Below are 11,761 nucleotides of genomic sequence, written 5' to 3' on the forward strand. Positions count from 1 at the left end.
TCGCAAGTTAATTACTAATTGTATACGCAGGAATTTCCTTCAAAAAATGATAGGACGCATTGTCCTGATCTACCTGGCAACAATAATGAGACAGTCCGTTGCCAATTAATAAAAAGTCTGCCTGAAGGCTGAGGTGATAGCGAGCGATCTGATCGAAGGTCTCTTGATCTATCCTCACCTGCGGAGCTTTGCATTCTACCAAGATACGAACTCGTCCATTTGGATAGAAGACCACGATATCATAACGTTTGGGTTGCCCGTGGACGCTGATCTTCTTTTCTACGTTGATCAGGGTAGGGGGATAGTGCTTGATTTCCATCAGGTAGCTGAGGTAATGTTGACGGACCCATTCTTCCGGTGTAAGGATCACAAATTTTTTTCGGATCCGGTCGAAGATCAAGCTTTTGTTTTCCCTATTTTTGAATCGGAACTGAAATTCCGGAAAGTTCAGCTTTTCCACAGCCGCAAATTACGTATTACAACCCAATCTAAACCTGCTTCAAAACCATGGCCTTGGAAGAAGTCCAAAAAATAGTTCAGGCAGTTCGCTCCGGCAATCCAGCACCCATATACCTGCTGCATGGCCCGGAGCCCTATTATGTCGATCTGATCAGTTCCATCATCGAGAAAGAACTATTGAGCGAAGAAGAAAAGGGATTTAACCAGGTAGTGCTTTACGGCCGGGATGTCCAGATCAACGATCTGGTGGCCCAGGCCAAACGATATCCCATGATGGCTCCCAGGCAAGTGATCATTCTGAAAGAGGCCCAGGATCTGGCCCGGACCATTGATCAATTGGCCCCCTATGCCGAAAATCCTCAACCAACCACCGTATTGGTTATTGCCTACAAGTACAAAAAACTAGATAGCCGTAAGAAACTGGTCAAAGCCATCAGGGACAAAGGAGTGGTCTTTGAAAGTAAGAAGCTCTACGATAATCAGCTCCCGGAATGGATCCGGCAGGTACTGGCCCTGAAAGGATATTCCATAGTACCTAAAGCAGCTCAAATGCTGGTCGAATTCCTGGGTAATGACTTGAGTAAGATCGATAATGAGCTCAATAAATTGATGCTGCTGATCCCGGAAGGTCAATCCATCACCCCGGAACTAGTAGAGCGAAACATTGGGATCTCGAAGGATTTCAACAACTTCGAATTACAGGCTGCTATTGCCGAGCGGGATGAGAAGAAAGCCTTCGGGATCGTGCATTATTTTGGACAGAACCCTAAGAGCCATCCCTTACTTATGACCACGGCAATTATGTATGGCTTCTTTACTAAGCTGATGAAGTATCATGCTCTTATAGATAAGTCTAAAGCATCGCAAGCCCTGGGTATGTCCAATTATAATGTGAGACAATACAGAACGGCTGCCAGTAATTATCCCATGAAGAAAGTGAGCCGGGTGATAGGCTCGATAAGAACAATCGACATGAAAGCCAAAGGGGTGGAATACACCGGCTCTCATGCCGAATTATATAAGGAATTACTCCTTCAGATCATGCGCTAAGGGACCTTATCTGCGGTCTAGGGAATATTTACCAGCTCCCATAATACCTATGGCCACAAAGGCGACCAGATAGAATAAAGCCTTTTCTTTGGTTCCGACCGGATCACCGGCGTGAACGATAAAGGCGGCAACAGCCATGGTAATAGCCGCAAGGGCAGCCGCTAATCGCGTCTTATACCCAATAATTATCAGCATTGGGGCAATGGCCTCACCAACTACTGCAGCTATAAGTGAAATAGTGGATCCCCATCCGATGGGATCAGGAAAATCGAAATCTCCATTAAAGAGTTTGAGCAATTTGGGGATGCCGTGGGTAAGCATCAAGGCGGAAACACCTATCCTCAGGATAAGCATTCCCAGGTCTTTGTTTCGATTCATAAGTTAAGTTTAGTTGTTATCGGCATTGAATGTAAGCAATTTCTGCTCAAATAGTATTGGAATTATCTTCAGGAACAGCCAGCTGTGAGGACGGGGTTCCCCAGGATTGTTGGTTAACTTTCTCATATTGTGTTGATCAGCTAATAGAAATAGTCCTGAAGAACTGAGAGGTAACAAGGACACCTTCTTGGATGAACCATCTTTATGCACCATTCAGGTTCAATTGTAAACCGGAACCAGGATGTCTAACCACAAAAATTTTATGAGTTTACATCCAATTTTGACTGACTTCCCCTAGAAGACGGCTTTTTTTATCCGTAATTTTGTGAGACGATCGAAAACTGCATGAGTAAGACCAAAGCCTGGATAGAGGCTGCACGTTTAAGGACTTTACCCTTATCCCTTTCGGGTATTATCGCCGCGGCTGCGGTGGCGATCACAGAGGATGTTTTCTCGGGTGTGATTTTTACCCTTTCCCTACTCACAACGCTATCCTTCCAGATCCTTTCCAATTTTGCAAACGATTATGGCGACGGCGTGAAAGGTACCGATAATGACGAACGCCTTGGACCCAAGCGGGCATTGCAATCTGGAATCTTGACTGCTCACGAATTGAAACAGGGCATGCTGTTTAATAGTGTAGTCAGTATGCTGCTGTCTGCGATTTTGATACTGATTGCCTTTTGGGAAAGAGATTGGATGTACATGGCCATTTATGCAGGTCTGGGAGTGTTTGCTGTGACGGCAGCCATCACCTACACCGTGGGCAAAGGAGCTTATGGTTATATCGGTTTGGGAGACCTCTTTGTCTTTTTGTTCTTCGGCATCATCGGGGTGGTCGCGGCTTACTTTCTATATACGGACCAGCTGAATTATGAGATCGTTTGGCTATCCCTAAGTGTCGGATGCCTCAGTACAGCCGTACTCAACCTGAATAATATGAGAGATCGTGATAACGATGCCAATGTGGGTAAGATCACCCTGGCGGTCAGGTTAGGCGAGAAGGGAGCCCTTCTTTATCACAGTTTGCTTGTGGTTACGGCCATCGTTTTTGCACTTCGGTTCATGTTATCCAAAGACAACACCATCTGGTTAATTCCTGCTTTGGCCTTGATACCCCTGATCATACACTTGATTCGAGTTGTAAGGATCAAAGAACCCGCTGGTTTTGACCCCGAACTCAAGAAGGTTGCCCTATCTACTTTTGCCCTATCTATACTTATCTTTATCTGTAGTTTGATCGTTTAATATCATTAAAACCTGGCAGTATGAAAATCAATTTTTACGGGCACAATTGCCTAGGCATAGAAGTAGGTGAGACCAAGTTACTGATCGACCCATTTATTAGTGGAAACCCACTGATCACCGATCAAGTAAACAAAGATCAAATACCGGCCGATTATATTCTGCTGACCCATGCCCATCAGGATCATACCCTGGATGCGGAGGAAATAGCACGTAGAACGGGTGCTACCATTGTGAGCAACTACGAGATCGCCATGTATTATCAAGAAAAGGGACTGACTGTTCATCCCATGAACCACGGGGGTAATTGGAACTTTGATTTTGGGCGAGTGAAGTATGTGAATGCCATCCATACCAGTAGTTTTCCGGACGGAGCTAACGGCGGGCAGCCGGGAGGGTTTGTAATAGAAGGGGAACACAAGAACATTTACATAGCCGGGGATACCGCCCTGACCATGGATATGAAACTCATTCCCATGCAGACCAAACTCGACTTGGCTATTTTACCCATCGGTGACAACTTCACAATGGGAATAGCAGATGCTATCATTGCCAGTGATTTTGTTGACTGCGATAAGATCCTGGGAGTACATTACGATACCTTTGGTTATATAGAGATCGACCAGGACGAGGCCAAGCGAAAGTTCTTCGAGGCTGGAAAGGACTTGATGTTATTATCCATTGGCGAATCTATTGAGCTCTAGACGCTAATTATGCAAGCAGAATACAAGCGCTACCTGCTGCATTTCAAACAACCCGGAGGCACTTCCAGGGGAGTACTGCATGATAAGGAAACCTGGTTTCTCATCCTTCGGCAAGGCCATGAAATCGGCCTTGGAGAATGTGGGCTATTTCGGGGACTCAGTTCGGACGATCGGCCGGATTACGAGCAGCAACTGGCCAAAACCTGTGATCATATTAACTCTCCCTTGGAGGAACTATTAGAGATGAACAAGGAATTTCCGTCTATTCGCATTGGGTTGGAAATGGCCTTTCGTTCTTTGGAAAACTCGGATTCCAGTCAGGTTTATCCATCAGAGTTTTCAATGAATGGACATCCTATTCCCATCAATGGATTGGTGTGGATGGGAGATCCGGATTTTATGCGAAAACAGATCCGGGAAAAAATTGACCGTGGTTTCGATTGTGTCAAACTCAAGATCGGTGCCCTGGATTTCGATACCGAATTGGAGTTGTTAAAAGAGGTGAGAAGACACTATTCTTACAATGAGATCATGCTCAGGGTCGACGCCAATGGTGCTTTCCATCCTGATGAAGCCATGGGGAAGCTTGAACAATTACACAAGCTGGATATTCACTCCATCGAACAACCTATTGCCGCCGGACAGTGGAAGGAAATGGCCGAACTTTGTAAACACACACCACTTCCCATAGCACTGGACGAGGAGCTGATTGGGGTACACCATTTACAGGATCGCAAGCAACTGATGGAGGAGATCAGACCGCAATACCTCATTCTAAAACCCAGTCTTCTGGGGGGATTTGCCAGTTGTGATCAATGGATCGATCTGGCAGGCCAATACGGTGCTGGATGGTGGGTCACATCGGCTCTGGAAAGCAATATTGGACTCAATGCCATTGCCCAATATACCTTTACGAAAAATAGTAAATTGCCGCAGGGATTGGGGACCGGGGCTTGTTTCACAATAATATACCGTCTCCTCTAATTGCGGATGCCGGTGTGCTGAGATGGGACCCGAACAAACACTGGGATTACTCCCTTATTCTATAAGATTTCAACTGATACTGAATTTATGTTTTTAGCTCAAGCCTACAATTATTTGCACGATGCCTGGAGATACTTCCTCGGGGCAGTCCTCGTGTTCTTTGGCGCTCAACTGATCGGTATTCTACCTTTCTTTGGCTTTGCCGCTGCAAAACTGATCAGTGAGGGGAGAGATTTGTCCGAATTGGGTGATCCCAATGGAATGATGACCATACTGGATTCCAATCTCACTTTGTTTTTAATGCTACTGAGTTTTGCGATCGGATTATTCTTCTTATTCCTATGGATAAGAATGGTCCATAAGCAGCCTGTTTTGACAGTTACGACCAGTAGAAAGAAAATGGACTGGGGCCGGTTTTGGTTTGGTTTTGGCCTGGTAGCTGTATCCACCATTGTCTTGACCTATATTGATAACAGGACCAACCCGGACGACTATGTGCTTCAATTTCAGTTGGTCCCATTTTTGATTCTGGCCTTGGTTGCCGTAGTGATGATCCCTTTGCAGACAAGCTTTGAGGAATATCTCTTCCGAGGTTATCTCATGCAGGGAATTGGGGTGAATGCTGGGAACAAATGGTTACCACTGATCATAACCTCGGTGATCTTTGGAGGCTTGCATATCCTGAATCCGGAGGTGGAGAAATTGGGTTACATCATCATGTTCTATTACATCGGTACCGGGTTCTTCCTGGGTATCATGACCTTGATGGACGAGGGTATGGAACTCGCCTTGGGCTTTCATGCCGGGAATAATCTGGTGGCTGCCCTTCTGGTGACGGCAGATTGGACCGTCTTTCAGACCAATTCCATTCTCAAGGATGTATCGGAACCTTCTGCAGGCATCGATATTCTGCTGCCTCTGGTTATTGTTTATCCCCTGTTTCTAGGCTTGATGGCCTGGCGATATAAATGGTCAGACTGGAAAGAAAAACTAACTGGGAAGGTGGTCAGGCCCGCTGCTATAGAAGATGAATGGCCAGCCGGAGGACATGAGTGATTTCAAATTCATATTGCATCCTGATTTTAAGCTAAACGGCTTGACTTTCTCTTCTACGGAGGAGTTACTTCACTTTGCAGACGATTTGCAGAATCAGGGAGAAGCTTATGAATACAGTGTGGGGAGCTTTTTGGAACAATGGGTCGATTTTGAGCCATGGATCGAGGTTTCTACCTCAGGATCTACCGGTATCCCCAAACGGATCAAACTGGAGAAATCGCGCATGATCAATAGCGCAGAAGCCACGGGTGCCTATTTTAAGTTGGGTCCTGGAACTACCGCACTGCTCTGCCTGTCTGCGGATTTTATAGCGGGCAAGATGATGTTGGTTCGGGCTATGGTACTGGGTTGGGACCTGCACGTTGTTGCTCCGGAAAAAGATGCATTGACCCAATATGACAATGCCTACGATTTTGTAGCCATGGTACCCTATCAATTAGATTATTCCATTGATGCCCTGTCTAAGGTCAGGAAGCTGATCGTAGGAGGAAGTCCTGTCTCTCAACAGTTGTTGGATAAGATTCAGGACGCCCAAACCGAGATTTTTGCTACGTATGGAATGACGGAGACCATCACCCATGTGGCTGTAAGGAGACTGAATGGTTTTGCGCGCTCCGATATTTATACTGCGCTGCCTGGGGTTCAATTTGAGGCGGACGATGAGGGTCAATTAATCATACATGCACCTAAGATCAGTGAAGAAGTGATCAGGACCAATGATCAGGTAGATCTCGTTTCACCAACATCCTTCAAGTGGTTGGGCAGAACAGATTCAGTAATCAATAGTGGAGGTGTAAAGATCTATCCGGAGTGGGTAGAGCAAAAGTTGTCTAGGTTTCTGAATAACCGATTAATCGTTACTTCAGAACCCGATGCAGCCCTGGGCGAACGCCTGATCCTGGTCATCGAATCCCAGTCTACAGAGCTTCCGGGGCTGGAAGAAGCACTGAATAGTCTGGGTAAATTTGAACGACCAAAGAAAATTTACACCCTGTCTCATTTCCCGATGACACCAACAGACAAGATTAGGCGGAGCGATATCCGGCAGCTTATCCATCACTACGGATTGCGATAAGCCCTTAACGAGAATGATAATCGAGGCAAAATTTTGCATCTTTGTAAAAATTTAAATGAATGATGAAAAAGATCAGTATTCTGATGTTGATGAGTGTAATTGCCGGGACCGGAGTCCTGCAGGCCCAGGTCCGACCTATTCAACCTGGACAGCGGGGATATACTCCTCCTCCATTGGAGCGGGCAGAATTAAATCGGGGAGTAGAGAACACCTTGGCTGATCTGGATGCCAAAATGGAGATCTATCAGGAAGAGTTCAACCTGGATGCCTTTGAAATGGCCGTATTAAAGAACTCCATTATCAAATTTGAAGAAGATAGAATGGCCATTATGGCCATCGAGAATATGGATTATGCAGAGCGCCGCGAGCAGATCGAGAAGCTGAAACCCGCATTCTACAAAGAGGTTGAGGTATTCCTTACCGAAGATGAGATCAATCGGTTCATCGAGTTATATGCAGGAGAGGATGTGATGAAATCCGAAATGAAGAAGAGGAAGAAAGCCAAGAAGAAAAAGAAAAAAAAGAACAACGGATAACGGAAAGAGGCCTTCAGGCCTCTTTTTTTATGCACGAGTAAAAGATTATCGGGGTTCCCACTCCATTTGATTTATTCGTTACTTTAAGGGAGCACTAACAATCAGAGCTATGAGAAGAATTACTTTAATCATTGTCGTCCTTGTCTTAAACTTTCAAAGTCATGCTCAAGAAAAAGAGCCTGGTATTCTGCTTTTGTGGGATAGCTCTTTGGGCATGATGCAGAAAGATGGCCAGGCAGAAATGGAGAAGCTCCAGGAACTATTAGCCGCCGAAGAGAACACAGTTGTTCGACTCAAGGTATTTAGTAACCAGGTTCATCTGGATCAGCACTTTAGGATAGAGCAGGGCCAATGGAGTGAATTGGCATCCGCTTTAAAGACGGTGGTATATGATGGTACTTCTAGTTATGAAGGGCTCTTTGAAGGGGCTTATAAAAGTATTATTCTGGTTAGTCGGGGAAAAGAGCATATTGATAAATTACCCACCTATCTGGATACCCCGGTCTATGTGATCAATAGCTGCGAGGATTCCAACAAGGTCGATCTCAAAGTCCTTGCCCTAGCATCAGAGGGAGATTATTTTGAAATGATCCCGGATAATGCCGATGTTGCCTCTTCAGCTAATGCTGACACGACTTTCAGCCGAGTTCAGACTGTGAGAAACGCCTCGGAACTGGCAACTTCGGATTCTGGCCGACGGGAAGCCCTGGATGTGGTAATTTTAGAAGCTGATATCCAAGACGAACCTGAGGACGAGGAGGTGAATCTAGGAGATCGAAAACGCTCGAAGAAAACCTTGGGATATGCCGTCGAATCGATTACTTCGGACGATATCGCCCCGACGGATACCGATGTGCAGCAGGCAGTCAAAGGCCAATTCTCCGGCCTCTACATACAGAACGATACCGCAAATGACGACGTAGACCTGACCCAATTCCTTGGGAGAAACAAGAACATGACCATTTTAGGCAATCAGTATGGCCTGGTTGTGATCGATGGTGTTCCCCAGGCCTCAGATTCCAGTGCATTTGGTGCTGGTGCACCCTCCAACAGAGGTAGGACTGACCATCTTGACCCAGCAAACATTCACAGCATTACTTATCTAAAGGGCCTTGCGGCCACTAACCGCTATGGTTCACTTGGTTCTGGTGGGGTACTCGTGATCAAGACCAAGACCTTTGCGGCAACGGAGGGCACGGTTTCGCAGCGGAAGAAAAAGGCCAAGCCATTGGGAACAACGGCTACTTATGACGGTTCTGCTGCCACAGGAACAACCTCTGGCCAACCTTATCTGACGAAAATTTCCCAAAGTTCTGATGTGAATGAGGCATACGAGATCTACCTGCAGACCAGAGCAAAATACGGAAGCAACCCTTCTTTTTATATCGATATGGCCAGCTACTTTAACCAATGGGGTAACCAGGACATTGTGGATCGTATCCTGTCCAATATCAATGAGTTACCAAACGCAAAGCCTGCTGATCTTACCGCAATGGCCTACTGTTATCAGGCCAACGGAATGCATATAAAGGCAGCCCAGATCTATAAGCGCCTGGTCCAGCTGGATGCCAACAGTATACAGCATTATCGTAATCTTGCTTTGGCCTACACCGAAGCGGACATGTATAAGGAAGCCGAGGATATCTACAATAAATTGGACAGGGGTTACGTGAAAGAAGTACAGGGTAAGAATGGACTGAAGAAGACCCTGGACTTGGAAACTGCTCGTATGGTAAAACAAGCCCGGCCAAAAACAACTCTCCGCAAACTGGATACCCGGTTCAATCAGTTAACTACAGCACGAAAACGAATTGTTATAGAATGGAATTACTTCGATGCGGAGTTCGATCTGCAGATCGTCAATCCACAGAATCGCTACTTTACTTGGTCGCACAAACCCGATGGTGAACCCGCTCGTTTCCGGGAGGATGTAGAGCAACGGATAGGAGTAGAGGAGTTCGTCCTTTCCGACACGGACCAGGGTAATTGGTTATTCAACCTGACCAGTTTGGGTAGTAAATCTGCGACCAAAGGCGAACCGATCTACGTAAAGGTGACCGTTTATGATCATTTTGGAAGTCCGAATGAGCAAGTGCAGACTAAACTGATACCGCTTGATGTTGTTGGACAAAACCGTGAATTACTTTCAATAAGCGTGGAAAAGTGAATAGTATGAAGAAGATCGACCTATTGAAGAAGATGTTGGTGGTACTGGTATTAGCCTGCTGCACAAATGCACTGGCCCAAACGCCGACCAAAAATGTGAGCCTGCTGTGGGATAGTTCCTACGGGATGATCCAGAAGGACATTGATAAGGAATTTGAATTCCTCAAGTCTTATTTTAATCAGAATCCGGATATAACCGTTAACCTGGTGGTGTTTTCCAATTCCATCGTTCAGCGCGAGACCATTCCGATTAGTGGAGGAAATTGGGAAGATCTGAAACTGAAACTGAGAGAGATCATCTATGACGGGTCGGCAAGTTACGAAGGCCTTTTCAACACGCGTTCGGAACAGATCATATTGGTTAGTGATGGTAAGGTGAATACCGATAAATTGCCTAATTCTTTCAATCGTCCGGTATTTGCGATCACCACTATCCCCGACTCCAATATCGATGGTCTCAGGGATCTGGCCATTAGCTCCGGAGGCGCCTTGTTCGATCTTTCCCTCAGCGCTAAAGATGGGATGCAGGTCTTTGGGGATTCTGATGTTCCCCTGGACTTGGTTAAGATCAGGGAGGCTACAGCAAGACCACAACAGCAATCCCTTGGAGAAGTTCTTATCTCAACCAAAGTAGAGGGTAGCAGAGAGGAGGATATGATCAATACAGGGAATATAGTGCAGGATAAACGTAGCCTAGGTTACGCCATAGAGACCATTGGTAGTGATGAGATACGCGAACAGGATATTACCATAGAGCAGGCCGTTACGGGTCAATTCTCCAATATCGATATCAAGTCCGACCAAAACCTCAGCCAGTTTATCTCTCGTGGTAAGAATATGACTATACTGGGGGATCAGACCGGTTTGATCGTAGTGGATGGAGTTCCCGTTGAGAGCTCTGTTAATGCCCTTACAGGTATCAATGCACCCTCCAATGGACCGGGTACAAATATCGATAAGACCATACTAAATAATGTCAGTGCGTTCGATCCGGCCAATGTGGAAAGCATTACAGTTCTAAAAGGATTGGCGGCTACGAATAAATACGGTACCCTGGGTAGAAATGGGGTAATTCTGATAACCACTAAAACGGCTACCTTCAGGAAAGCTGCTCAGTCGGATTCCCCTGTCGTTGTGGGTACCACAGCAACCTATTCCGGGGATGTACTTTCCGAGGCCAGCCTACCTGATACAGACTATATGCAGGCCTTGAAGGAGACATCAGATGTGAACGAAGCCTTCCAAGTCTATCTGCGGTACCGGGAGAAATACGGCTGGTCACCTGATTATTTCTTGCACACGGCTTCTTATTTTCAAAGCTGGAATAATACGGACCTGGTCAAAAGGGTATTGTCGAATATTTCCGAGCTACCCATTTCCGATACATCTATTTTGTTGGCCCAGGCTTATAAGTATCAGGAATTTGGGATGAAGGATGAAGCGGTGCGTGTGTACGAGCGTATTCTGGAATTACAACCCAACCAGTTGCAGCACTACCGCAATTTGGCATTGGCTTATTCCGAGAGCGGTTATCCTGAGAAGGCCTTGCTCTTGATGGATCGAATGGATAAGGGGCATTTTACCGAGATCTTGGGTTACAATGGGCTACGCAATACGCTGGATGTCGAATTCAAGAATCTGGTGAACCAACAAAAAGGGCGGCTGAATACGACCTATGTCGATCAGAAGTACAAACAAAATGTTCGGTATCGAACCAGGGTGGTATTCGAATGGAATCATTTTGACACCCAATTTGACCTGCAGATCATCAATCCGCAAAAACGGTATTTCACCTGGTCGCACACCCAAACGGACGAAGGCTTAAGGATGAAACAAGAGATACAGCAGGGTTACGGCCTGGAAGAATTCTTTATGACCAATGCTGACCAGGGGTTATGGACCTTTAATTTGAACTATCTGGGTAAGGCAAGAGGGGACAATAATCTACCTGCATATTTAAAGATCACCACCTATCAGTACTATGGTCAACCTCAGCAAACCAAAAAAATAAGGGTGATCACACTAGATGAGATCAATCAGAACAAGAATATACTCAAGGTTAGTATCTAAGTTACTTTTCGAGAAAGAAGAAGCCCGGTTAGCCGGGC

General features: G+C 45.9%; 11 protein-coding genes. 9 read left to right on the forward strand and 2 right to left on the reverse strand.

Annotation, left to right across the window (positions count from 1 at the left end; genetic code table 11):
• Positions 1-7: 7 nt before the first annotated feature.
• A complete protein-coding gene (locus BST85_RS03555) occupies positions 8-460 on the reverse strand; it encodes a type I restriction enzyme HsdR N-terminal domain-containing protein (RefSeq protein WP_104812000.1) in 453 nt (150 codons plus the stop codon).
• A gap of 47 nt (positions 461-507) precedes the next feature.
• Between BST85_RS03555 and holA the strand changes: the two genes are divergently transcribed.
• Complete coding sequence (holA, locus tag BST85_RS03560; protein ID WP_342750385.1) at positions 508-1,509, forward strand: DNA polymerase III subunit delta; 1,002 nt, start codon at positions 508-510, stop codon at positions 1,507-1,509.
• A 6-nt stretch (positions 1,510-1,515) separates the two neighbouring features.
• Here the strand turns inward: holA and BST85_RS03565 are convergent, their stop codons facing one another.
• Entirely contained in the window at positions 1,516-1,887 is a 372-nt protein-coding gene (locus tag BST85_RS03565) for a DoxX family protein (RefSeq protein WP_104812001.1), read from the reverse strand.
• A gap of 345 nt (positions 1,888-2,232) precedes the next feature.
• On the opposite strand from BST85_RS03565, the gene menA reads away from it, so the two are divergent.
• From menA to BST85_RS03610, 8 genes are all read left to right on the forward strand, one after another.
• Positions 2,233-3,135, forward strand: coding sequence for a 1,4-dihydroxy-2-naphthoate octaprenyltransferase (menA, locus tag BST85_RS03575; protein WP_104812003.1), 903 nt, complete (start codon positions 2,233-2,235; stop codon positions 3,133-3,135).
• A 20-nt stretch (positions 3,136-3,155) separates the two neighbouring features.
• On the forward strand, positions 3,156-3,836 hold the full coding sequence (locus tag BST85_RS03580; protein ID WP_104812004.1) for a metal-dependent hydrolase: 681 nt from the start codon (positions 3,156-3,158) through the stop codon (positions 3,834-3,836).
• Positions 3,837-3,845: 9 nt separating this feature from the next.
• Entirely contained in the window at positions 3,846-4,820 is a 975-nt protein-coding gene (locus tag BST85_RS03585) for an o-succinylbenzoate synthase (RefSeq protein ID WP_342750386.1), read from the forward strand.
• 87 nt (positions 4,821-4,907) lie between these two features.
• On the forward strand, positions 4,908-5,876 hold the full coding sequence (locus BST85_RS03590; RefSeq protein ID WP_104812005.1) for a CPBP family intramembrane glutamic endopeptidase: 969 nt from the start codon (positions 4,908-4,910) through the stop codon (positions 5,874-5,876).
• Positions 5,869-6,951: an AMP-binding protein gene (locus BST85_RS03595; protein WP_104813888.1), complete on the forward strand. Its 1,083-nt coding sequence runs from the start codon at positions 5,869-5,871 to the stop codon at positions 6,949-6,951. The genes BST85_RS03590 and BST85_RS03595 overlap by 8 nt, the downstream gene beginning before the upstream one ends.
• Before the next feature lie 59 nt (positions 6,952-7,010).
• Positions 7,011-7,487: a hypothetical protein gene (locus BST85_RS03600; RefSeq protein ID WP_104812006.1), complete on the forward strand. Its 477-nt coding sequence runs from the start codon at positions 7,011-7,013 to the stop codon at positions 7,485-7,487.
• Between the two features lie 109 nt (positions 7,488-7,596).
• On the forward strand, positions 7,597-9,654 hold the full coding sequence (locus BST85_RS03605; RefSeq protein ID WP_104812007.1) for a TonB-dependent receptor plug domain-containing protein: 2,058 nt from the start codon (positions 7,597-7,599) through the stop codon (positions 9,652-9,654).
• 5 nt (positions 9,655-9,659) lie between these two features.
• On the forward strand, positions 9,660-11,723 hold the full coding sequence (locus tag BST85_RS03610; RefSeq protein ID WP_146090636.1) for a TonB-dependent receptor plug domain-containing protein: 2,064 nt from the start codon (positions 9,660-9,662) through the stop codon (positions 11,721-11,723).
• Positions 11,724-11,761 lie beyond the last annotated feature (38 nt).

The sequence above is a fragment of the Aureitalea marina genome (assembly GCF_002943755.1).
GTDB classification, from domain to species: Bacteria; Bacteroidota; Bacteroidia; order Flavobacteriales; family Flavobacteriaceae; genus Aureitalea; species Aureitalea marina.

Excerpts from the sequence above, each read along its gene's own strand:
- menA (WP_104812003.1), top strand. The coding sequence starts at position 2,233 with ATGAGTAAGACCAAAGCCTGGATAGAGGCTGCACGTTTAAGGACTTTA.
- BST85_RS03585 (WP_342750386.1), top strand. The coding sequence starts at position 3,846 with ATGCAAGCAGAATACAAGCGCTACCTGCTGCATTTCAAACAACCCGGA.
- holA (WP_342750385.1), top strand. The coding sequence starts at position 508 with ATGGCCTTGGAAGAAGTCCAAAAAATAGTTCAGGCAGTTCGCTCCGGC.
- BST85_RS03590 (WP_104812005.1), top strand. The coding sequence starts at position 4,908 with ATGTTTTTAGCTCAAGCCTACAATTATTTGCACGATGCCTGGAGATAC.
- BST85_RS03605 (WP_104812007.1), top strand. The coding sequence starts at position 7,597 with ATGAGAAGAATTACTTTAATCATTGTCGTCCTTGTCTTAAACTTTCAA.
- BST85_RS03610 (WP_146090636.1), top strand. The coding sequence starts at position 9,660 with ATGAAGAAGATCGACCTATTGAAGAAGATGTTGGTGGTACTGGTATTA.
- BST85_RS03600 (WP_104812006.1), top strand. The coding sequence starts at position 7,011 with ATGATGAAAAAGATCAGTATTCTGATGTTGATGAGTGTAATTGCCGGG.
- BST85_RS03595 (WP_104813888.1), top strand. The coding sequence starts at position 5,869 with ATGAGTGATTTCAAATTCATATTGCATCCTGATTTTAAGCTAAACGGC.
- BST85_RS03580 (WP_104812004.1), top strand. The coding sequence starts at position 3,156 with ATGAAAATCAATTTTTACGGGCACAATTGCCTAGGCATAGAAGTAGGT.
- BST85_RS03565 (WP_104812001.1), bottom strand. The coding sequence starts at position 1,887 with ATGAATCGAAACAAAGACCTGGGAATGCTTATCCTGAGGATAGGTGTT.